Genomic DNA, 23,289 nt, shown 5'->3' with positions numbered 1-23,289 from the left:
ATCCACCACCATCGACAGGATTTCGTCCATGATGTGTGGTTCAACTTTCGCGGCAAAACTCGTCTCTTACTGCCTGATTGAACTTACGAATCTCGGCCTGATCAATGCCAGCTAACAGTTGGTCAATTGTTTTCCTGCCTCGTGCAATCCGGTTAACAGGTTTGATGTTGATTGACTCGTCAGTTGTAGTGACATCCAGCTCAATCCCCACATGCCAACCGGCTTTGGTCGCAATATCACTGGGAATTGTTAGCACGAGGTTTTCACCTTGCTGACGCATTTTGGTTAAGGCCATATATCACTCCAAAGTGAGCATTAATGCTCACATCCTTTGCCGGTCGCCATGAATGGCGACCCTACGAGAATGATAATGTATTTGGCGGATTAAACGCCTGTACCGGCGTCACTTCACCTTGATATTTCCGCACCTGTACCACGGTGATTTGCCCGCTGCAGCCTTGTGCCAGCGACGAGGTGCCGATATCCAGCGTCAGCACATTAGGATTGCCGTGACGACACAGAGGACGCAGCGCGGTGGGATCGACCGGATCGTACCAGGCGCCGGTCGGCAACTGTACCACGCCGCGCATGATGGATTCGGTCAAACGCGCACTGGCGAGTACGTGGCCGCGCGCGTTATAGAGCTCGATGATATCGCCATCGTTAATACCCAACGCGGCCGCATCAGCCGGATGCAAACTGCACACTTCGCGGCCATCGCGTTTACCGCTCAGGCTGTAATCCCCAAAATCGAGCTGGCTGTGCAAGCGCGTCGCCGGCTGATTGGCAATCAGCCAGAACGGATGATCGACATTCGGTTGCTGCTGCGGCTCGCGCCATACCGGATGACCGGGACAGTTTTCATAATTAAAGCTGGCGATGGTGGCGGAGAAAATTTCGATTTTCCCACTCGGCGTCGGCAGCGGCGACGCTTCTGGATCGGCGCGGAACGCGTTAATCATGCGGCCGCCATCTTTCAGCTGCGGCAGCTCCAGCACGCCTTGTTGCCAGAACTTCTCGAAGTCGGGGATCTCAACCTGATGCGCCGCCAGCTTCTGTTGCAGCTGAGCGTAATGATGCTGCAACCAGCCGCGCGTATCGCGTCCTTCGGTGAAGGCTTCTTCCCGCCCTAAACGGCGTGCCAGCTCGGTGAAAATCGCGTAATCATCTTTGGCTTCGCCGAACGGCTGCGACACCGGCTGCATGGCAAACAAATGGCGATCGGTAGGTGCGCCGCCAATGTCTTCGCGCTCCAGCGTCATGGTGGCGGGCAAGACGATATCGGCATGGCGCGCGCTGGCGGTCCAGGCGATTTCATGGACGATCAGCGTATCCAGCTGGCAGAAAGCCTGACGCAGGCGCGCGAGATCCTGATGATGGTGGAACGGATTGCCGCCCGCCCAATATGCCAGACGGATGTGTGGATAGGTTAAGCGGCGGCCATTGTAGTCAAATTGTTTGCCGGGATTGAGCAGCATATCGGCGATACGCGCTACCGGAATCAGGCGATCGATGCCGTTCTTGCCCTGCGGCAGTGCCGGGAAACTCACCAGATTGTGATGCTTGCCGTAATGGCCTAGCGCGCCAAGCGCATAGGTGTAGCCACCGCCCGGCAAGCCCGGCTGACCGAGCGCGGCCGCCAGCACCAATCCCAGCCATACCGGTTGTTCGCCGTTTTCGGCGCGCTGCAAGGCATGCGCCACCGTCACCAGCACGCGTTTGCCGTGCAACTGGCGGGCGAAATCCCTGATGAACTCCGCGCTGACGCCGCAAATTTCTGCTGCCCACGCCGCATCGCGCGGCGTGCCATCTTCTTCGCCACGAATGTAGGCCGCCATTTCTGGCCAGCCCACGGTGTAGCGCGCGAGGAAAGCCTCGTCGGTCAGCTGTTCTGCGATCAATACCGATAACACGCCAAGGATGAAGGCCGCGTCAGTGCCCGGTCGCAGCGCCAGCCATTCGCCCTGCGCTTCCTCAGGCAGATCGCTTTTCAGCGGGCTAACCGAGATAAAGCGCGTGCCACGCTGCGCCGCCTGCTGCATAAAGCCGCGCTCGGTGTGTTCGCTCAAGCCGCCGCTGGCGACCTGTGAGTTTTTCAATGCTAAACCGCCAAATGCCAGCACGATTTCGCTGTGCTGGGCGATCTCTTCCCAACTGACGCCGCGACGGGCAATTTCATTCATGTCGCCGACGATGTGTGGCAGCAACACCGACGCGGAGCCAGAGCTGTAGCTGTTAACCGAGCGCACGTAGCCGCCGAGCGTGGTGTTGAGGAAGCGATGCACCTGACTTTGCGCGTGGTGAAAGCGCCCGGCGCTCGACCAACCGTAAGAGCCGCCGAAGATGCCTTCCGGGCCATAAGTGTCGCCGACGCGTTGCAGTTCGCGCGTTACTAACGCGTAAGCGTCATCCCAGCTCACCGCGACGTACTCATCGTTGCCGCGACGATCGTCCGGACCCGGCCCGTTCTCCAGCCAGCCACGACGCACCATTGGACGGGATACGCGTGCCGGATGGTTTAACGCAGTGCGGAAGTTTTGCAGCAGCGGACTGGGATCGGGATCGCCCTTAAACGGTTCGATGGTGAGCCGATCGCCCTGTTGCTGGGCATGAAAAGCGCCCCAATGGGCGCTGTGCATTACCGGTTTTTGCGTCATCACTGTTCCTGGCATCAAAAAAGAAAAACGGTGCCTAAAGCACCGTTGCAATAAAGTTTCTTACGCGCCCGTTTTCCGGGTCGTCGAGCACTTGCTGGGTTGGTCCCGCCGCCACGATTTTGCCGCTTTCCATAAACACAATGTTGTCGGCAACCTCGCGCGCAAAACCAATTTCATGCGTCACCACCACCATGGTGATGCCGGAGTGCGCCAGCTGTTTAATCACCTGCAATACTTCACCCACCAATTCGGGGTCGAGCGCTGACGTCGGTTCATCAAACAGCATCACACCAGGATCCATCGCCAGCGCGCGAGCAATCGCCACACGCTGCTGCTGTCCGCCGGAGAGATTCTGCGGCCACTCTTCTTCGCGGCCTGACAAACCCACTTGCTTCAGCAGCGACAGCGCTTTGCTGGTCGCCTGCTGACGGCTCTGCTTCTTCACGCGCATCGGCGCATCCACAATGTTCTGCAATACGGTGCGGTGCGGGAACAGGTTAAACTGCTGGAACACCATGCCGATTTCGGCACGCTGACGCGCAACTTCACCGCTGCTTAACTCGTGCAGCGCCTGGCCTTTCTGCTTGTAGCCGATGATCTCGCCGCCGATGCGAATGGTGCCGCCATCCAGTTTTTCCAGATGGTTGATGCAGCGCAGCAGCGTGGATTTACCCGAGCCCGATGGTCCAAGGATCACCGTGACTGAACCGGCGGGAATATCCAGATTCACTTCATCCAGAATGGTGACGCCAGAGAAGCGTTTGGTGACTTTACGTAATGCGATCGCCTCACCCATTGCTGACGCTCCTTTCTGCTTTCGCCGCTGAAAAACCCGGCAGCGATTTCAGCAAACTGCGTTTTTCCCGGCGTGTGACGCCACGCCCAAAATAGCGTTCCACATAGAACTGACCGACTGACAGCACCGAGGTCATCAGCAGATACCACAAGGTTGCCACCAGCAGCAGCGGAATCACTTCATAGGTGCGCTGGTAAATAATCTGCGCCGAGAACAGCACGTCCTGCAGCGAGATCACGGACACCACCGCCGTGGTTTTAAGCTGACCAATGATTTCGTTGCCGGCTGGCGGCATGATGGCGCGCATCGCCTGCGGTAGCACGGTGTGACGGAAAATCTGTGAAGGGCGATAGCCAAGCGCACGCGCGGCTTCCAGTTGGCCGTTGCCGACGCTCTGGATACCGGCACGCACAATTTCAGCGGCATAAGCGGATTGGTGCATCACCAGCGCGATCACCGCCGCACTGAATGGGCTGACTAACGCGTTAGATTGCGTGCTCCAGATTTCGCCGAGGCCCGGAATCGACAAGGCGATGGTGGGATAAAGCGCCGCGATGTTGTACCACAGGAACAGTTGCACCAGCATCGGCACACCACGGAAGAACCAGGTATAAAACCAGCTCACGCCCACCAGCACCGGATTGGAGGAGAGGCGCATCAGGGCCAGCACCGTACCAAAAGCAAAACCCAGCACCACAGAGATTGCGGTGAGCTGCAGCGTCATTAATACGCCTTGCAGGATCGATTCGCCGGTAAAGTTCTCCGCAATCACGCTCCATTCGAAGCGTGGATTGTTAATCATCGAGTTCGCCATCGCCACCACGCACAACAGCACCACCAGCGCACTCAGCCAGCGTCCGTAGTAACGTTTGCCGACGATTTTCAAATCGCCGGTGTGGTCGTGAAAATCACTCATTGAAAGATTTCCTGATTGCGTTTGGCTTCTTTAACAGCGCCAAAGCCGATGCCCCAGTTGTCGAGGATCTTGTTATAGCTGCCATCTTTGATCAGCGAGTTCAGCGCGGCTTGTACGGCGGGCTCCAGCGCAGAATCTTTCGGGAACGCAACGGAGACTGGCGCATCGTGTACGGTGATTTCGCCGCTCATGGTCAGCGGTTTGATCACTTTCACCTGCCACAGCAAGCCTTCATACGGGCCAAGGAACATCGGCACGCGACCGCTTACCACCGCCTGCACACCAGCTGGACGATCCGGGAATACTGAAACTTTGATTGGCTTTTTACCGGCCGCTTCACAGGCTTTGCTGGCGTCTTCAAGGCGCGTGACCTGCGTGGTACCGGAACCGGCACCCACTTCTTTACCGCATACGTCAGCCAGTTCTTTGAATGGTGCGATGTTGGCATCTTTACGCGCGATAATGCCGAGGCGGCTGGCATCGTAGTAACCGACGAAGTCGATGATTTTGGCACGCGCTGGCGTGGCATTGATGTTGGAGAGCGCCACATCGTAACGACCGGTTTTCAGGCCAGGAATGATGTTGTCGAATCCGCCGGTGTCGCGCCACTGAACCTGGATTCCCAAGCGTTCGCCCACGGCATTCATGATATCGATTTCACGACCGGCCAAGGTTTTGTTGTCTTCTTTATAGAAGGTGGTTGGCGGCGTGTTGGGGTTGGTTCCGGCAACAATGTAGCCACGTTTCACCACATCCGCCGGCAGCAAACTTTTCAGCGCGGGATCGGCCTGCACGTGGATTGAGCTGTCAGTTGGGACGGATTCATCGGCGGCGAACGCGGTGTGTGCACTCAGCGCGAGCGCAAGAATTGTCATGCCTTTGGCGAATTTCACTGGAACCTTTCTCCTGATTTATAAAAAGTTTCCCCACAGGGAAAAGGCGTTGAGGTAGCGATGGTTTTGTCTCCTGACTCACCTCACGCGAAAGGCGCGTGGCGGAAGGAATTGTCATCCTCAGAACGTCCCGCTGAACATTCTCTGGAAGATAGATAACAATCACAAATGCGAAAAAAACATATCTATTGCCGAAATATGGCAATAGCCGCAAGCACGGTTGCAAGGCGGGATTTCCGCACCAGTTTGGCATCCAAGACTCAACAGAATTCAGAATTTGCTAATGAATCAATAGCCTGCTTATCCAATATTCATCGATACATTTCTTCTTACTCATAACGGATTCATCTAAGCAATTTAGGCGTTCCCTTCCCCGCAACGCGTACCCCGCAACGGAAAATCCTTTGTAAAGGTTTGTATTGTCAGGCTTGTTGCCGTCTCGCTGAATAGACAATGAGAAACGTTATCATTATCATGCGCATTTACTTACAATTGTTAACTTAACAGGGAGAAAACTTAAGTGAATGTAACCATGCGTGGCAAAAAGCGTCCAATTGCGCTTTTTTTAGCGGGAATGCTAACGTCGCCAGCCTTTGCAGCTGAAACCACAGAAAAGCTGGCTGACGACGAATCAATGATCGTCACCGCCGAGCAGGAGCTCAAACAGCAACCGGGCGTGTCCACCATTACGGCTGAAGACATCAAGAAAAATCCCCCTGTTAACGATCTCTCCGACATCATCCGCAAAATGCCCGGCGTAAACCTCACCGGTAACGGTGCCAGCGGCAGCCGCGGCAATAATCGTCAAATTGATATCCGTGGCATGGGCCCGGAAAACACCTTGATAATGATCGACGGCGTGCCGGTTTCTTCACGTAACTCAGTGCGTTACAGCTGGCGCGGCGAGCGTGATTCACGTGGCGATACCAATTGGGTGCCAGCGGAAATGGTGGAGCGCATTGAAGTGATTCGTGGCCCAGCCGCTGCACGTTACGGTTCTGGCGCGGCAGGCGGCGTGGTGAATATCATTACCAAGCGTCCAACCAATGACTGGCACGGCTCGCTGTCGCTCTACACCAGCCAGCCGGAAAACGATAAAGAAGGCGATACGCGACGCGCTAACTTCAATCTCAGCGGCCCGCTGGCCGGTGATGCCTTGACCATGCGTCTGTACGGCAATATTAACCGTACCGATGCCGATGCGTTCGATATCAACACCGCCGAAAACGGTTCTTACGCGGCGGGCCGTGAAGGCGTGCGCAATAAAGACATCAATACCGTGCTGTCGTGGAAAATCACGCCGCTACAAATTGTCGACTTCTCTTACGGCTACAGCCGTCAGGGCAACATTTACGCCGGTGATACGCAAAACAGTAACAGCAACGCCAGCACCGACGGTTTAGTCGAATCGCTGTACGGCGATGAAACGAACCGCATGTATCGCCAAACCTACGGCATTGCGCACAACGGAATCTGGGATTGGGGAACCTCGAAGCTCAACTTCAACTACGAGAAAACCAATAACACGCGTCTGCAGGAAGGCACTGCTGGTCGTACCGAAGGGATGATCAACAGCGATACGTACGCTACCAGCCGTTTGGAAAGCTATCGCGCGGGCGGAGAGATCAACTTCCCGTTGCAGCTGCTGGTTGATCAAACCGTGACGCTGGGCGCGGAGTGGAACCGCGACGAGCTGAACGATCCGGCATCAATGCTGGCGTCCAACGCGAGCGGCGTCAATCTGCCAGGCAGCTCTGGCGATCCGTCGCAGCGCAGCAGTAAGAACAGCGCTACCATCAGTTCTCTGTTCTTCGAAGACAACATTGCTGCCACCGATACCACCGAAGTGATCCCAGGCCTGCGCTTTGATTATCACGATCAGTTTGGTGCCAACTGGAGCCCAAGCCTGAACGTTTCACAAGGGTTAGGCGACTACTTCACCCTGAAAGCCGGTATTGCGCGGGTGTTTAAAGCGCCGAACCTCTATCAGTCAACGCCGGGTTATCTGCTCTCGACGCGTGGCAACGGCTGCCCGATTGGTCTCAGCCAATGTTATCTGCTGGGTAACGACGATCTCGATGCCGAAACCAGCGTCAACAAAGAGATTGGTCTGGAATTCAGCAACGAAGGCTACGTCGCGGGCATCACCTGGTTCCGCAATGACTACAAAAACAAAATTGTGTCGGGCACCGAGCCGGTGTATTCCAGCACGCGCCCGGTTTATAACGTATTGCGCTGGGAAAACGGCGGAAAAGCAATTGTGGAAGGCCTGGAAGGTAATCTGACCATTCCTTTAATTGCCGATACGCTGGAATGGCGCTCCAACGCTACCTACATGTTCCGCTCCGAAAGTAAGGAAACCGGCAATCCGCTGTCCGTGATCCCGGAATTCACCATCAACTCGCAGCTGGAGTGGCAAGCGACGCAGGATCTCAGCGCCAACATCAACTGGACGCAGTATGGCCGCCAGAAACCGCGTCAAAATGCAGAGACCAATATCGATACCTCGAACATGACAACGCAGGAAATCAGCCCGTATTCGGTGTTTGGTTTGAACGTCAATTACGACATCAGTAAAAACCTGCGCGCCAATGCCGGTATCAACAACCTGTTTGATAAACGCATTTACCGCGAGAATTCAGGTGCGTCGACCTATAACGAGCCGGGCCGAGCATATTATGCCGGTGTGACGATGTCGTTTTGATTGAGCTGGGTTTTGGTCGCCATAAATGGCGTAATGCTTGTCAGATAAGCAGTGTACTGGCATCGCAGAAGTTCCGACCGCTAAGCATCTGGCAGTTTCAGAATACTAGAAGTAAGCGGCCGGGCTAAGGTCCGAAGGCGCGGACCTTAGCAATCCGCGCCTTGCGCCTTCCTCGCTGTTCCCTCGCTTATCGCTCCGTCCTGACGGACCACGCGGATTCGCCTTCATGGCTCATGCCGCGCTTTCGCCGACGTCCTGTCGGCTCATCCTGGCCGTCACTCTGCGTTCGGCACTGCGGATGGCGCCCAACACCGCCGCCTGTGATGACGGTGCCTGGATTGGTTTTTCGTAGGGTGCGCATTCATGCGCACCAGGTCGCCATGAATGGCGACCCTACGGGGTTTGTAGCGATGGTGAATCAGGAAAATGCACAGTTGCTGCAGCGCGGGTGTTGAGGCGACATCCTAACCCGCTGAGCGAATGAGGGATTCCAGGGCGAGCCGCATGGATGCGGCGAGAGGTGGCGCTGAGCAGGAGCGAATCGCCACCGGTCCGTCAGGAATCGTGAATGAGTGAAGGTACCGCGCAGCGGCGGGTTGGGCTGGCGCAGGGCCCGGGAGTGCAGAGGGCGCGGCCAGGCGTCCTCTGCTCGATCGCCGCACGAGGGTGCTGCAACTGCCTCAGCATAGGGCGAACGAAAGTCGCTCCGCGCTTAATTGAGCGGTATTACGCCATGAATGGCGACCCTACGTTTAATTAAAAAACTCGTGCAGCGCATCGGCCAGCGCCTGCGGTTGCTCATCCGGGATGAAGTGACCGCAGTGCGCTATTTTAATTCCCGTCACATCCGCCGCGAACTCGCGCAACGGCAACGCCATATCCGGAATCGAACCCTGATCGGCGCTGATCGCCAGTAACGGCAAGGCTAATTTACCGCGTTCACGAAGCAACGTTCGGTTTTGCGCCGCCGAAATCGTCACTTCACGATAAGTGGCCATTCCGGCGCGTATTGCGCCCTTCTGCTGTAACAAACGGGTATATTCCGCCATGTCTTCATCGCCAAACACCATCGGGCTGGCCGCTTTGCGTTTCAGGAACCATTCCAGGTAGATTGCTTCGCGCCCTTCTATAAGTGCTTCCGGCAAATCCGGTAAGAGATGAAACGCGAAATGCCAGGTTTTCCACGCTTTATCCGGCGTGGCGGGCAGCGATTCTGGCAAAGTGACACCAGGAATGCCGGCATCGAGCAGCGCCAGCTTTTTTACCTGATCGCTAAACAACGTGGCATACGGCCAGGCAACCCACGCGCCGACATCATGCGCAGCGAGGTAATAGCTTGTATGCCCTAACTGCTGCATCAAGCCCTGCACTTTCTGCGCCAGCGATGTGGTGTCGTAGCCGCTGAGCGGTTTGTCCGAGTCGCCCTGGCCGGGTAAATCTGGCGCGATAATGAAATAGCGATCGCTCAGCAGCGCCATCACCTGCCGCCAGGCAAACCAGCTTTGTGGAAATCCTGCCAGTAAAAGTAATGAATCCCCGTTGGCATTGCCGCCGCTGACGTAATGCAAACGCACGCCGTCAACGGTGGCGTAATGATGGGAAAATCCGTCTAACGCGTTGAATGGCTGCGTCCAGCCCGGCGCGTGCTTGATAACTGATGCTGGCATTTTCGCTCTCCGCATATTTAGGAAATGATCAATTCCTAAATACTACCTGATGATCACAACATAAGAAAAATTTTCTGCACAGCGACATCGGTCGCCATTAATGGAGACCCTACGGAGTGGGTTGTTTGCTATTCTGTGCGCGACTCTTTCTTAACAATTGTGAAACCTATGCGAACATCGGATCTGTTGCGGCTGTTAATTTTAGCGGCGATTTGGGGTGCCAGTTTTCTGTTTATGCGCATTGCGGTTCCGGCGCTGGGCGCGGTGAATACCGCATTTTTACGCGTATTCTGCGGCATGTTGGGTTTACTGATCATCATGGCGGTGATGCGCATTCCGCGCCGCTTTAACGGCAAATTGGGCTGGGCGATGTTGCTGGGCGTTATCAACTCGGCGATTCCATTCCTGATGTACTGCCTCGCGGCACGCGTGTTGCCGGCGGGTTATTCGGCGATTCTCAACGCCACTACGCCGTTGATGGGTGTGATTATTGGCGCGGCCTTCTTCGACGAAAAGCTAACAGTTAATAAAGTTATCGGCATGATCGCCGGATTCAGTGGAATTATTGTCATCAGTACCACCGGAGAAGCGCATCTCAGCAGCACGTTAATTGGCGGAATATTAGCCTGTTTGATCGCTACCGCCTGTTATGGTTTTGCCGGTTTCCTGACCAAGCGCTGGATCGGTGCACGTGGCGGTCTTGATGCCACCAAAGTCGCCTTTGGTTCCCAACTTGGCGCGTCAGTCTTTCTGCTGCCGATCTTTGCTTTTAGCGCACCGCAAACGTCAGCGGCAAGTTGGCAAATTCCTGAAGTCTGGGCCAGCATTCTGGCGATTGGGTTTATCTGCACCGCGCTGGCTTACATCATCTACTTTCGCCTGCTCGCCGATATTGGTCCGCTGCGCACGCTGACCGTGACATTTATGATCCCGCCGTTTGGCATTTTATGGGGCTGGTTAGTGCTGGGTGAAGAGATCAATCAGGGCTTTATTAGCGGTTCGCTGCTGATTGTCTGCGCGGTATGGCTGGTCACCAGCAACGGCTTCGGCAAACGCGCCGCTGTAAACAACAGCGCCAGCAAATAGCCTTACTTTTTGCCGGATGGCTTCAGCGATCGATTGAGGTCCTGAATACGCTTCATGGTTTTCACCGTACGCGATGAGGTCGCGGAAGCCACCGACAAAATCAGCATCTCCAGACACACCAGCACCGTTCCGTGCAGCGGCATGCGACCATTCTCGCCGCCGCGCGGCACGTTGATAATCACATCCGCCTGTTTAGCGAAAGCTGAATCCAGCGCATTAGTCAGCAAAATCACCGGCATGCCAAGACGTTTCGCCTCTTTCAGTGCGGTGATGCCTTCACGGTGCGCCGACTTCTGCGCCATCATAATCAGCACATCACCACGCTGCAGCCCAATCAACTGTTCCGCCAGCGCAATACCGGAGCGATTGAGCGTCACCGCCGGAATCCCAATACGCGTGAACAAACGCGCACTGTAATCCGCCAAAATCCCCGAAGCATTGATGCCAAACAGCGCTACCTGACGCGCATCTATAAGATGTGTTACCGCTTTGGCGACCGCTTCCCGATTGTGCGGTTCAGATAACGCATCGCAGGCGCGTTTATGGCCGCTCAGCACAAAATCGATGCCCGAATTGATATCACACGAGAGTTCGCCCACGGTGGCGCTCATCTTCTCTTCAGAATTCATCGCCGGGCCAAACCAGGCGGTCAGCGTGGTTTTCAAATCGCGCAAACCGGCAAAACCTAATGCCTGCACCGCACGAACTACAGTGGCATCCGAGGTGTGGGTGGCGTCGGCAATTTCCATCGCCGTGGCATCCAAAACCACTTCGCGGTGGTCATGGATGTAACGCGCCACCGCTTGCAGGCTAGATGATAATGTCGGCGCGCGCGATCGATAGCGTTCACCCAGAACATCCACACGACTTTTACTGCTATTTCTGCTCATCTGCTGGTTGCTCTTTAAGAGTGAGATTATTACTGAAGGTTTGTAGTGAATTATGCAATTACTACCAAGAATAAAATATGTAAGACAATGAATTTATACCAATAAAAGTGTAATAGATTCGAAATTATTTCCATTTACTACTACATTACAACATGGTTGAATGATTCTCAATTGCATTGAACCAGGTTAATGATGAATGAATAACAACAAGCCCTTCACTTTTAAATCCCAACGCCATCCAGCCATCCTTGCTGCGATTTACGGCGTTAGCCTTTGGAGTTCCGCCAGCAGTTTTGCCGCTGAGGAAAGCAGCACGCTCACCGTTTCAGCGCAGGAAGAGAACGCACAAGGTGACAACGTCACTAATAGTTCGGTCGGCAGTAAAACGTCTACGCCGCGTATTAACCAGGCGCAGTCAGTCAGCGTGGTGACGCAGCAGCAACTTGAAGACTTTCAGGCGTCGAGTCTTACCGATGCAATGCGCTTTGTCAGCGGCGTGACGGAAGGCAACACGCTGGCCGGCACCGAAGATGGCTTTGTACGTCGCGGCTTTGGCAGCAATTCGGATGGTTCGATCTATCGCGATGGGGTGCGCAGCAGCCAGGGTTTGAACTTTGATGCCACCACCGAGCGCGTGGAAGTGCTGAAAGGCTCAGCATCGTTGCTGTACGGCATTCAAAATCCGGGTGGCGTAATCAATGTGATAAGCAAGAAGCCGCAGTATGTATGGCACACCAAAGTCAGCGGCAGAACCTCCAGTGAAGGCGGCGGCGCGGGCACCGTGGATATCACTGGGCCGCTCGGCAACGGCTTCGCCTTCCGCCTGATTGCGGAAAAACAGAATCAGGATTACTGGCGCAATTTTGGCAGTGAAAAGCACACGCTGATCGCGCCTTCGCTGCAGTGGTTTGGTGAGCAAGCCAGCTTCCTGATTAGCTATTCTGATTATCAATACGACATTCCTTACGATCGCGGCACCGCATTTATCAGCGGCAAACCGATTGATATTGGTTACAAAGATCGCCTGGATGACAAAGCCAACCATGCGTGGGGCCACAACAAAACCCTCAACGCCCATTATGACTGGCAGTTTAATGACGACTGGAGCACGCGCGTTACCCTCGGCTGGAACCAGCGCCAATACGATAACAATGAAGTGCGCGTTACCGCAGTCAATCCCAACACCGGCGTGGTGACGCGTCGCGCCGATGCCAATCGCGGCTTCAACCATAAAACCAAATACGTTTCCTGGGACTTGATCGGCTCACAGCAAGTTTTCGGCATGACGCACGATGTGGTTTTGGGTACCGATTACGAGATGATCCAAACCTATCGCGCGCATCAGTATCAAGGCAAAGCCAACACCGGTTTTAACTTCAACAATCCGCAGTATGATATTTTGTCGCCAATCACCAACAGCAGCACCGAAAACACCGCCAACGCTAATAACCTCAATCGCACGCACAGCCGTTCCATCTATGCCAAAGACAGCATCAGTTTGACGGATAACTGGATTGCGGTGCTTGGCGGGCGCTATCAGCATTACGAGCAGCGCGCATCGAAAGGCTTCGATCCGGTGGTGCAAACGCTGGACAGCGATGGCAACAAATTCCTGCCGCAGGCTGGTTTGATCTTCAAAGTGACGCCGGACGTTTCGCTCTACACCAGCGTGAGTAAATCCTTCACACCATCGACCGATGTGGATGATGACGGCAACGTCGGAAAACCGGAACAGGGCACCACATGGGAAGTGGGCAGCAAATGGCAGATTTCACCGAAGCTTTTTGCCAGCGTGGCGCTGTATCGCATTGACGAGCGCGATATGTCGCTGAGCATTAACGGCACTACGCGCGCCATCAATAAAGCCCGATCCAGCGGCGCGGAATTTGAGTTAAATGGCGAAGTGCTGCCGGGCTGGGATCTCAGCGCCAACTACAGCTATGACAAAGCGGAGATTGTTGATGATGGCGTTAACGCGGCTAACAACGGTAACCGTTTGCAAAACGCGCCCCGCCACGCTGGCGCGCTCTATCTTAGTCATAATCTGGCGATCTCCGGCGTGCCGGGCGATTTCCGTGTGGGCGGCGGCGCGCGCTATGTGGGAACGCGCGCAGGCGATCCGGAAAACAGTTTTAACATGCCCGATTATGTGGTGGCGGACAGCTTTATCGCCTGGAACAACCATTTGTTCGGTGAGAAAACCCAACTGAAACTCAATCTGAACAACCTGTTTAATAAGCACTATTACACCTCCAGCGGCGGCAATCTGCGCGTGCGTGAAGGAGAAACCCGCAACCTGATGCTCGAGGCCAGCGTTGAATTCTGATTCGATATTTACCCCAGGCGCTCGACGTGCGCCTTCCTTGCTCGCCAGGATTTTGGCTGGTTTCCTGGTTCTAATAAGTAGCGCGGCGTGGGCGAAAACCATCACCGATATTGACGGCACTCGCGTTGAGATCCCCGATCGTCCACAGCGTATCGTGCTGGGCGAAAGCCGCATGCTGTATACGCTGGCGTTGCTCGAACCGGGCGATCCGTTTCAGCATATTGTGGCGTGGCCGCAGGATCTGAAAAAATACGACAGCCAAACCTGGAACAGTTTTGCCCGCCAGTTTCCGCAGATGCTGAAAATCCCGTCGCTCGGTTCCGGCGGGCCCAACGCCATCAATCCCGAGCAGATTCTGGCACTGAAGCCGGACGTGGTGATTTTACCGAGCCTGGCGCGCTACGATGATGCCGACTTACGTTTGGTCACCATGCTGAAGGCGGCACATATCCCGGTGGTGAAGATCGATTTGCGTGTGCATCTGCTGAAAAACACCCGCCGCAGCGTGGAAATTTTTGGTGAAGTGCTGAATCAGCAAGCGCGCGCGCAGGCGTTCAATCAATTTTACGATCAGCATATGCAGGTGATTCGTGAACGCTTAGCCACGTATCAGGGTGCAAAGCCTTCGGTGCTGCTGCAACTGCATCTCGGACGCCGTAACGAGTGCTGCGTGACGGCAATCAACGGCAGCCTCGGCGAATTACTCAACGCGGCGGGCGGCGACAACATCGCCAATAAAACGCAGCACGGCGTGTTTGGACGCCTGAGTGAAGAAAGCGTGATTGCCGCACGACCGCAGTACTATTTTGCCACCGGTTTTGGCGATAATGCCTCGCAGGGCTTGCTGAAATTAGGGCCAGACGTGGCGCCAGAAACCGTGATCAGCAGTTTTGAACAGCTGACGGCGCAGCAAAAGGGTTTACGTGAATTATCTGCATTGAAAAATGGTCACTCGGCGGTGATCTGGATGAACTTTTACCTCAGCCCGTGGCACATCGCGGCGGCAGAATTTATGGCTAAGTCACTCTATCCGCAGCTATTTGCGGACGTAGAACCTGAAAAGACCTTAAAGCAGATTTTCCATGATTTCTTACCGATTCCCTATAGCGGTACTTATTTTATTAACATCCCGCCGGTGAACGATAGATAATCACTTCCGCTCCGCTTGTGATTAATCTGAAGCTCGCTAATCTTAAATTTGCAGCACGGGCATGGCGTTGAAGCAGTTATTTCCGCCATGCAACAACAACTCACGAGAGGATGTTTTATGGCTGAGCATAGAGGCGGTTCTGGCAATTTTGCTGACGATAAAAAGAAAGCATCAGAAGCCGGTAAAAAAGGCGGAGAAAAAAGCGGAGGGAGTTTCAAAGACGATCCCGCTAAAGCATCAGAAGCTGGTAAGAAAGGCGGCAAGAAGTAGCCGACCACGTTTTAAATAGTACATAACACCCTGGAAACCCGCCTGGGCACGGACGCCCTCAGAATTATCCCATCACTTTTATCCTTCTGAAATAAATACCGTTAATAACCTTACGTAACTGCCTTCCATTAATAGCACCCTGATCTTGCCGTTTCGTCTTAATAAATCTGATTGCTCACTTTTTAACGTGACAAACATCACATTTATGCCAGGCTTAATTTATTCACTTCATGCGACAAGGAGATATATATGACAACGCAAGCCACCAAAAAAACCTTAATTACTGAAGCGTATCCGGTTCCGCCTTTTAAAAAGCAGACGCAACCGATGCCGGGTTTGGCGAGCAAAATGGATCCCCGTCCCGATCATGGTGAAACCAGCTATCGTGGTACCGGCAGATTGACCGGCCGTAAAGCGCTTATCACCGGCGGCGATTCCGGTATTGGTCGCGCCGTGGCCATTGCTTATGCCCGTGAAGGTGCCGATGTAGCCATTAACTTCCTGCCGGAAGAAGAAGCCGATGCGGCAGAAGTGGTGAAACTGATTGAAGCCGAAGGCCGCAAAGCGGTGGCGATTCCGGGCGACATTCGTTCCGAAGCGTTCTGCCAGAAGCTGGTCGATCAGGCCGCTGACCAGTTGGGCGGATTGGATATTCTGGTGAATAATGCCGGACGTCAGCAGTTCAACGAATCGATCCGCACGCTTTCCACTGAAGACTTTGACGCCACCTTCAAAACCAACGTCTATGCAATGTTCTGGATTACCAAAGCGGCGCTGAAATATCTGCCAGCGGGTTCCTCCATCATCAATACCTCTTCAGTGCAGGCTTATGATCCGAGTGCGATATTGCTGGATTATGCGCAGACCAAAGCCTCGATTGTCGCCTTCACCAAAGCGTTGGCAAAACAGCTGGGTAAAGAGCAGATTCGCGTTAATGCCGTTGCGCCTGGTCCCTACTGGACCGCGCTGCAGGTAAGTGGCGGACAGCCGCAAGAGAAAGTGGAGAAGTTTGGTGCATCCGCCCCACTGGGCCGTCCGGGACAACCGGCTGAAATTGCCCCGCTCTACGTCACCTTTGCCGATGTGAAAAACAGCTTCACTTCCGGCCAGGTTTGGTGCTCCGACGGCGGCACCGGCACGCTGTAATTATCCGTGGGGTCGCCATGAATGGTGACCCTACATTGTCCCGTTCAACCGCTCTGGAAACACGTCCCTCAGCCACTCAATAAACACCCGCAACCGCTGCGTAAGATGGCGGTTCTGCGGATACACCACATGAAACGGATAATTCGCCGGACGCCACGCCGCAAGAATCTCGACCAATTTTCCCGTCTGTAAATCGGCCGCCGCTGCGTAGCGGAAAGTCTGAATAATCCCTAATCCCGCAACCGCTGCCGCCAGATGTGCGTTACTTTCGTTAACGCCGATCCGATGCTCGCTCTTAATCTCCAGCTGCTCGGCGCCTTGCGTAAAACGAAACGGGAACGCCCTGCCGCTTTGCGGCGACAGATAGCTGACCATGCGATGACCATTTTTCAGCTCCTGCGGATAAGCTGGCACGCCGTAGGTTTTCAGATAGCCCGGCGCGGCGCAGGTAATCATCTCCGCATCCCCCAGATGTCGCGCCACTAGCGACGAATCGCTGAGCGGACCGCCGCGAATCACGCAATCGACATTACCGCTGATCAAATCCACCGCGCGGTCCGCAACGCCAAGATCGATACGGATGTCCGGATAGCGGGCGATGAAATCAGGCAGCGCCGGAATCAACACATCACGCGCGGTTGATCCGCCAATATCGATGCGCAGATAGCCGCCAGGTTTGGCGCTTTCCGCATTGAACGAGTGATCGATATCTTCCAAATCCCGCACGATGCGCAGTGCTTTTTCATAGTAATCGCGCCCTTCCGGCGTCACCGTCACGCGCCGCGTGGTGCGTTGCAGCAAGCGAATGCCGAGATGCGCTTCCAGTTCCTGCACCAGTTTGCTCAACGTGGCGTTGGGCATGTCGAGTGAATCAGCCGCACGCGTAAAGTTGCCCGCTTCGACTACGCGCGCAAACGCCTTGATCGCCATTAACTGATCCATGCTGTTTTCCGTTGCATTCAATTATCCACACACAGGAATAGTCATTTCGATTTTACACCATTTATCAGTAAACGCCGTGACGTTAGATTGCTTCTCATGCACTGCATCGCAGTCATCAAAACCTCATTACACATTGGAGAAGCAAACATGAACGCACTCAACGGTAAAATCGCATTGGTAACCGGCGGCACAACCGGCATTGGGCTGGCATCCGCGCAGGAGTTGGCGGCACAAGGCGCACGCGTGTTTATCACCGGTCGTCGTCAGGCGGAACTTGATGCGGCAGTTGCCAGCATCGGTGCCAGCGCCAGCGGTATTCGCGCTGATGCTTCGGTGCTGAGCGACCTCGACAACGTCTATGCGGAAATCGCTAAACAAGCCGGCCGCCTCGATATCCTGTTCGCCAACGCCGGTGGCGGCGACATGCTGCCGCTCGGCGCCATCACCGAAGAGCATTTCGACCGTATCTTTGGTACCAACGTGCGCGGCGTGCTGTTCACCGTGCAGAAAGCGCTGCCGCTGCTGAGCGACAACGCATCGGTGATTCTTACTTCTTCAACCACATCGGTTCAGGGCACCGCCGGATTTAGCGTATATAGCGCCAGTAAAGCCGCAGTGCGTAACTTTGCCCGCTCATGGGCGCTGGATGTGAAAGATCGCGGTATTCGCGTCAACGTGGTCAGCCCCGGCCCGGTGCGCACGCCAGGTTTAGGTGATTTAGTATCCGAAGATCAGCGTCAGGGATTGTTTGATGCGCTAGCAGCGCAGGTACCGTTGGGTCGCCTCGGCGAACCGGGTGAGATTGGTAAAGTGGTGGCGTTTTTGGCGTCCGATGCATCCAGCTTTATTAATGCTGCCGAACTGTTTGTTGATGGCGGTATGGCACAGGTGTAACGCGTAGCAGGTCGCCATAAATGGCGACCACGCCTTTTCTACGCCTCAACCACCGGAATCTCATCCAACTGGGTAAAGATCGCGATCCCCCTTTCCTTGCCAATCCGCACATCGTTATCCGCACCCTGTGAAGCACCTGGAATGCGCAAGATCGCATCGCAACAATGAATCAAGCGATGCGCTACCGGATAGAGAAATGATTCACTGATTTCATCGCCAATCTTCTGCGAACCGGCCGCGCTTGCCAGTGGCAACGCCAGCCATTCACCAATCACCGGCGTATGTCCGCGCTGGTAGACCTGCAGAGCAATCTGATCTAATTTCTTAATATTTTCATGAATTAACACTTCATTGCCGTTGGTGCCGCTGCGTACCGGTCCTGCGATAAGAATTAACATTGGGCTTCTCCAGAGATTCGATGTTTAGGGCAAGCGTTTTTTTGCGCGTTTCGCCCGACGTTTGATGACAAAATCTACGCTAGCATGCATAATCGTGCAGATACAAGCAAAAACATGAATGAGAAAATAATGCTCTCCAGTCAACGTAAACAGCAAATCCTCGCCATTCTGTTCGAGGAAAAACAGGTGATGTCGAGCGAGCTGAGCCAGCGTTTTGCGGTATCGGAGGACTCGATTCGCCGCGATCTGCGTGAGTTAGCCGCCGAAGGTTTACTGCAACGGGTGCACGGCGGGGCGCTGCCGGTTTCTGCGGCTATCGCACCGTTTGAAACACGCAAAAGCGTGCAGATCAGCTCCAAGCGTCTTATCGCGCAGAAAGCGGTAAAGCTGATCCAGCCCGGACAAGTGGTGATTATTGATGGCGGTACCACCACCGCCGAGATGGTGAAGCTGCTGCCGTCGGATCTTGCCTTTACCGTGGTGACGCACAGTCCAAGCATTGCCGTGGCGCTGGTGGATTATCCGCTGGTTGAAGTGATCATGATTGGCGGCTTGCTGTATCGCCATTCGGTGGTTGCGGTGGGTGCGGCGGTGCTGGAAGCGATTGCACGGATTAATGCCGATCTGTTCTTCATGGGCGTGACCGGCGTACACAAAACCGCAGGATTAACCACCGGCAATTACGAAGAAGCCAGTGTGAAACGCGCGCTTTCCGCACGCGCGGCTGAAACCGTGGTGATGGTATCGAATGAGAAACTGAATTCCGCCTCGGCGTTTGCCATCGGCGAGCTGTCTCTGGCGAGTACGTTGATTGTTGATACTCAACCCGATGACGAAATGTGCCAACTGCTGCGGAAAAAGCACATAACCGTGCTGTAACCGGCTATGCTTCGCTGCTGAAGAGACGATCTGCCACTTGATAATCAGGAGCTTAAAGATGTCTGAGAATCCCACCATCGCCCTTATTGGACCAGGCGCGATTGGCACTACTATCGCGGCGGCGCTGCATGAAGTTGGACGCACGCCAACGATTTGCGGGCGTACCGCACATCCGCAGCTGGAACTGCGTCACGACAGCGGCAACATTATCGTTCCCGGCCCGGTGCTCACTAATCCCGCCGAGATCGCGCAGCCGTTCGATCTGGTGTTTGTGGCGGTGAAAACCACCCAGGTTGAAGACACCGCGCCGTGGTTAGCAGCGCTGTGCAATGAAAATACCGTGGTGTGCGCGCTGCAAAATGGCGTTGAGCAGAAAAGCCAACTCGCGCCTTACGTCAATGGCGCAACCGTGCTGCCGTCGGTGGTATGGTTCCCGGCCCAGCGCGAACCGGATGCTTCGGTTTGGCTGCGCGAAAAACCGCGCCTGACGCTGCCAGAAACCCCGCAGGCTGAACGTGTGGTTACGGCCTTAAAAGACACGCGCTGCGCAGTCGATCTCTCTGCCGATTTTCTTACCATCGCCTGGCGCAAGCTGCTGCAAAACGCAGTTGCCGGTTTGATGGTGCTGTCGAATCGTCGTGCGGGCATGTTCCAGCGCGAAGACATAACCGCGCTGGCGCTGACGTATTTACAGGAGTGCTTAACGGTGGCACGTGCTGAAGGTGCCGCGTTAAAAGATGAGGTGCCGCAGGAAATTGTCGAACGCTTCCACCGCGCGCCGAGCGATTTAGGTACTTCGATCCTTGCCGATCGCCAGGCCGATCGTCCGCTGGAGTGGGATATCCGTAACGGCGTGGTGCAGCGTTATGGTCGGGCGCGCGGCATTCCCACACCGATCAGCGATGTGATTGTGCCGCTGCTGGCAGCCGGTAGTGAAGGTCCAGGCTGAATTACCCCACACTCTCCAGGTCGCCTTTTGGGCGACCACCAGCCTAAAATCATTAATTTCTGCAGATGAAGTAGTGTTTTATCCCGCCAACTTGCGGGATATAGAAATCTTTACTAGGGTTTGCGCTTCTTCTGCCTCTTATAGCTTTCTTTTCCATTGAAGAAATTACGGCTGCGAAAGCTATGAGATCGCACCATTTTCTAACCTGGGGAATATATGAGCACAGGAACAGATACAAATAATTCAGCCACATCCAGTGGTTTAACCGTTGATGACATCACCGTCATCGACAACAAACTACTCAAACGCGCGGTCAGTGCCGCCGCGTTGGGTAATGCGATGGAGTGGTTTGATTTCGGCGTCTACAGCTATCTCGCCGTGATCATTGGTCAGGTGTTCTTTGCCGATGCCAGCGCTGCCGCGCAGTTGATCGCTTCGTTCGGTACCTTTGCTGCGGCATTTTTAGTGCGTCCGATTGGCGGCATGGTGTTTGGCCCGCTCGGCGATCGCATTGGCCGTCAGAAGGTGTTGGCGTTAACCATGATCATGATGTCGATCGGTACCTTCTGTATCGGTCTGATTCCGAGCTATGCCAGCATTGGTATCGCCGCGCCAATTCTTCTGCTGCTCGCGCGCTTATTGCAGGGTTTCTCCACCGGCGGTGAATATGGCGGTGCCGCCACCTTTATCGCGGAATACTCCACCGATAAGCGGCGCGGCTTTATGGGCAGTTTCCTTGAGTTCGGGACGCTGGGCGGCTATTTGCTGGGTGCCAGCCTGGTCACCGCGATGATCGCTTTCTTACCGCATCAAACCATGATGGATTGGGGCTGGCGTGTGCCATTCTTCCTCGCTGCGCCGTTGGGTCTGTTCGGTTTGTATATCCGCTTAAAGCTGGAAGAGACGCCTGCGTTTAAAGATCACATGGATAAACGCGAAGAGATGGAGCACAACAAACCGCGCCTGAGCGTGTGGCAGATGCTGCGCGATCAGCGTAAACCGCTGCTGAAATGTATCGGTCTGGTGCTGCTGTTCAACGTCTCCAACTATATGTTGACTGCCTACATGCCGAGCTATTTAACCGGTGTGCTGGGAATGAGTGAATTATCCGGCCTGATGTTGGTGATGGTGATTATGTTTATCATGATGCCGCTGACGTTGATGTGGGGACATTTAACCGACCGCATTGGCCGCCGCCCGGTGATTGGTTTGGGTGCGCTGGGTTTAATTGTGTTGGCGATCCCGAGCTACATGCTGATTGGTTCTGGCAACATGCTGCTGGTGTTTGCCGGATTGGCGATACTGGGCTTGTTGCATACCTGCTTCAGCGGCACCATGCCGGCAACGTTACCGGCGCTGTTTGTCACCGATATTCGTTACAGCGCGCTGGCGATTGGTTTTAACTTATCGGTTTCACTGTTTGGTGGCACCACGCCTCTAATCACTGCATGGCTGGTGGATACCACGCACAATAATCTGATGCCGGCGTATTACATGATCGGTGCCGGGATTATTGGTTTGCTGACGGTATTAACCTTGAGTGAAACGGCACGTAAACCGCTGAAAGGTTCATCGCCTGCGGTGGCGACGGAAGCAGAAGCGCATCGTTTGCTCGATAAGCTGCGTAAACGCAAGGTTAAGCATAAATCGGCCTAACGGCTCAGCAACCGATATGCCAGTCAGTTAACGCTGACTGGCATTTTTTATGTGCCACCTTAAGTTTCGAACTTTGATCGCCGCTTTTCAGGTATCTCACAATGCTTGATTAGGCTTAATCATCGATGTTTATTACGGAAAAAGAAGCACTTTCGACGCTCGAGGGAAATATGTTCCTCGGTGAACTCCCTGAAATGATCAACAGTAAAATCGTTTTCTCTGGCTCAGGAAATGTCTTCATCTGCGAACCCGGCGTTAAGTTGCATAATTCAAGCATTGAATTTAATGCGAATAACTCGATAGTGTATTTAAGCTCAAGCCATTTCCCCTATCCGGTGACGATCGTTATTCACTCGAACTCCATCTGTTATCTGGGAAGAAATAACTATATCAATGATAAATTGACACTCATTCTTTCCGAAGAGAAGCACATTTTTATAGGACATGATTGTTGTATTTCGCTCGGTATATGGATGCGTAACGCCGATCCACATTTAGTCTTTAATCAAGAAGATCACGCCAGAATTAATCATTCCAAAAGTATCTATATTGGTGACCATGTCTGGCTCGGTCAAAACGCCATGATTTTGAAAGGTTCGGTTATTCACTCGGGCAGTATTGTGGGTGCGATGAGCCTCGTGGCGGGTAAAACCATCCCCTCAAACAGCTGTTGGGGCGGCAACCCGGCGACAAAACTCAAAGATGAGATTTTTTGGTCTGGCGAATGCGTTCATTACTGGACAGAAGAAATGACCAAAAACAATGATAATTGTCATCACGATCATTACACATTTGCAAATACGGGTGAGGTCGTCGATATCAGCGATTTTGAACGGCAGTTACAAGCCACCTCCCAAGCGACAGACAAAGTCAGATTATTGATTAAAATGCTGCTCAAAAATAATGCTAAAAATCGATTCTACGGATGATTTTTTAGAACTTACATACCATTACGGCGCGGCTTAATGTGCAAAACGACGCGCCGCAATCGGGTGCCATTTAGCCCTAACAGCCATTCATACGCTCAACCATCTGGATAACCGAAGCGTGACACATCAGCGTTCAAACAG

General features: G+C 54.2%; 20 protein-coding genes. 11 read left to right on the top strand and 9 right to left on the bottom strand.

Going from position 1 to position 23,289, the window contains the following annotated elements; all coding sequences use genetic code 11:
- Positions 1-40: 40 nt before the first annotated feature.
- From PanJK_RS21785 to PanJK_RS21765, 5 genes are all read right to left on the bottom strand, one after another.
- Positions 41-295, bottom strand: coding sequence for an AbrB/MazE/SpoVT family DNA-binding domain-containing protein (locus tag PanJK_RS21785; protein ID WP_265302889.1), 255 nt, complete (start codon positions 293-295; stop codon positions 41-43).
- A 61-nt stretch (positions 296-356) separates the two neighbouring features.
- The gene (locus PanJK_RS21780; protein WP_265302887.1) at positions 357-2,657 is read right to left on the bottom strand and encodes a molybdopterin-dependent oxidoreductase; all 2,301 of its coding nucleotides are present in this window, start codon (positions 2,655-2,657) and stop codon (positions 357-359) included.
- Positions 2,658-2,691: 34 nt separating this feature from the next.
- Positions 2,692-3,453 (bottom strand): amino acid ABC transporter ATP-binding protein, encoded by a 762-nt coding sequence (locus tag PanJK_RS21775; protein WP_061719602.1) that lies wholly within the window; start codon positions 3,451-3,453, stop codon positions 2,692-2,694.
- Positions 3,446-4,369, bottom strand: coding sequence for an amino acid ABC transporter permease (locus PanJK_RS21770; protein ID WP_256698846.1), 924 nt, complete (start codon positions 4,367-4,369; stop codon positions 3,446-3,448). The genes PanJK_RS21775 and PanJK_RS21770 overlap by 8 nt, the downstream gene beginning before the upstream one ends.
- A complete protein-coding gene (locus tag PanJK_RS21765; RefSeq protein WP_256698847.1) occupies positions 4,366-5,262 on the bottom strand; it encodes an ABC transporter substrate-binding protein in 897 nt (298 codons plus the stop codon). The genes PanJK_RS21770 and PanJK_RS21765 overlap by 4 nt, the downstream gene beginning before the upstream one ends.
- A 532-nt stretch (positions 5,263-5,794) precedes the next feature.
- On the opposite strand from PanJK_RS21765, the gene PanJK_RS21760 reads away from it, so the two are divergent.
- Complete coding sequence (locus tag PanJK_RS21760) at positions 5,795-7,966, top strand: TonB-dependent siderophore receptor (protein WP_265302954.1); 2,172 nt, start codon at positions 5,795-5,797, stop codon at positions 7,964-7,966.
- 752 nt (positions 7,967-8,718) lie between these two features.
- On the opposite strand, the gene PanJK_RS21755 is transcribed toward PanJK_RS21760, so the two are convergent.
- Complete coding sequence (locus PanJK_RS21755) at positions 8,719-9,633, bottom strand: alpha/beta fold hydrolase (RefSeq protein WP_265302881.1); 915 nt, start codon at positions 9,631-9,633, stop codon at positions 8,719-8,721.
- A gap of 168 nt (positions 9,634-9,801) precedes the next feature.
- Here PanJK_RS21755 and PanJK_RS21750 point away from each other — a divergent pair, with 168 nt between their 5' ends.
- Complete coding sequence (locus PanJK_RS21750) at positions 9,802-10,719, top strand: DMT family transporter (RefSeq protein WP_256698849.1); 918 nt, start codon at positions 9,802-9,804, stop codon at positions 10,717-10,719.
- A gap of 2 nt (positions 10,720-10,721) precedes the next feature.
- Here the strand turns inward: PanJK_RS21750 and PanJK_RS21745 are convergent, their stop codons facing one another.
- The gene (locus PanJK_RS21745; RefSeq protein WP_265302877.1) at positions 10,722-11,609 is read right to left on the bottom strand and encodes a MurR/RpiR family transcriptional regulator; all 888 of its coding nucleotides are present in this window, start codon (positions 11,607-11,609) and stop codon (positions 10,722-10,724) included.
- A gap of 196 nt (positions 11,610-11,805) precedes the next feature.
- Here PanJK_RS21745 and PanJK_RS21740 point away from each other — a divergent pair, with 196 nt between their 5' ends.
- The 4 genes from PanJK_RS21740 to PanJK_RS21725 all read left to right on the top strand — a co-directional run bounded on the left by PanJK_RS21740 (position 11,806) and on the right by PanJK_RS21725 (position 16,501).
- Positions 11,806-13,935: a TonB-dependent siderophore receptor gene (locus tag PanJK_RS21740; protein ID WP_265302875.1), complete on the top strand. Its 2,130-nt coding sequence runs from the start codon at positions 11,806-11,808 to the stop codon at positions 13,933-13,935.
- A gap of 37 nt (positions 13,936-13,972) precedes the next feature.
- Positions 13,973-15,085 (top strand): ABC transporter substrate-binding protein, encoded by a 1,113-nt coding sequence (locus tag PanJK_RS21735; RefSeq protein ID WP_265302874.1) that lies wholly within the window; start codon positions 13,973-13,975, stop codon positions 15,083-15,085.
- Between the two features lie 117 nt (positions 15,086-15,202).
- The gene (locus tag PanJK_RS21730) at positions 15,203-15,355 is read left to right on the top strand and encodes a general stress protein (RefSeq protein WP_101761338.1); all 153 of its coding nucleotides are present in this window, start codon (positions 15,203-15,205) and stop codon (positions 15,353-15,355) included.
- A 249-nt stretch (positions 15,356-15,604) separates the two neighbouring features.
- Positions 15,605-16,501 (top strand): SDR family oxidoreductase, encoded by an 897-nt coding sequence (locus tag PanJK_RS21725; protein ID WP_265302871.1) that lies wholly within the window; start codon positions 15,605-15,607, stop codon positions 16,499-16,501.
- Positions 16,502-16,531: 30 nt separating this feature from the next.
- On the opposite strand, the gene PanJK_RS21720 is transcribed toward PanJK_RS21725, so the two are convergent.
- Positions 16,532-17,443, bottom strand: coding sequence for a LysR family transcriptional regulator (locus tag PanJK_RS21720; protein ID WP_256698854.1), 912 nt, complete (start codon positions 17,441-17,443; stop codon positions 16,532-16,534).
- Between the two features lie 147 nt (positions 17,444-17,590).
- Between PanJK_RS21720 and PanJK_RS21715 the strand changes: the two genes are divergently transcribed.
- Positions 17,591-18,337, top strand: coding sequence for an SDR family NAD(P)-dependent oxidoreductase (locus tag PanJK_RS21715; protein ID WP_265302869.1), 747 nt, complete (start codon positions 17,591-17,593; stop codon positions 18,335-18,337).
- Between the two features lie 38 nt (positions 18,338-18,375).
- On the opposite strand, the gene PanJK_RS21710 is transcribed toward PanJK_RS21715, so the two are convergent.
- Entirely contained in the window at positions 18,376-18,735 is a 360-nt protein-coding gene (locus PanJK_RS21710; RefSeq protein WP_179452765.1) for an NUDIX hydrolase, read from the bottom strand.
- A gap of 114 nt (positions 18,736-18,849) precedes the next feature.
- Between PanJK_RS21710 and PanJK_RS21705 the strand changes: the two genes are divergently transcribed.
- The 4 genes from PanJK_RS21705 (at position 18,850) to PanJK_RS21690 (ending at position 23,148) form a co-directional block, all read left to right on the top strand.
- A complete protein-coding gene (locus PanJK_RS21705) occupies positions 18,850-19,614 on the top strand; it encodes a DeoR/GlpR family DNA-binding transcription regulator (RefSeq protein WP_372340046.1) in 765 nt (254 codons plus the stop codon).
- Between the two features lie 58 nt (positions 19,615-19,672).
- Positions 19,673-20,563, top strand: coding sequence for an oxidoreductase (locus PanJK_RS21700; RefSeq protein WP_265302862.1), 891 nt, complete (start codon positions 19,673-19,675; stop codon positions 20,561-20,563).
- A 216-nt stretch (positions 20,564-20,779) separates the two neighbouring features.
- Positions 20,780-22,219 carry a glycine betaine/L-proline transporter ProP gene (gene proP / locus PanJK_RS21695; protein ID WP_265302860.1) on the top strand — a complete coding sequence of 480 codons (1,440 nt, stop codon included), beginning with the start codon at positions 20,780-20,782 and terminating at the stop codon, positions 22,217-22,219.
- Positions 22,220-22,344: 125 nt separating this feature from the next.
- Positions 22,345-23,148 carry an acyltransferase gene (locus PanJK_RS21690; protein WP_265302858.1) on the top strand — a complete coding sequence of 268 codons (804 nt, stop codon included), beginning with the start codon at positions 22,345-22,347 and terminating at the stop codon, positions 23,146-23,148.
- Positions 23,149-23,289: the final 141 nt, after the last annotated feature.

Source organism: Pantoea sp. JK (genome assembly GCF_026130245.1).
Taxonomy (GTDB): Bacteria; Pseudomonadota; Gammaproteobacteria; order Enterobacterales; family Enterobacteriaceae; genus Pantoea; species Pantoea trifolii.
Note: the sequence above shows the minus strand (reverse complement) of the source record. Positions and strands in the feature narration are given on the sequence as shown.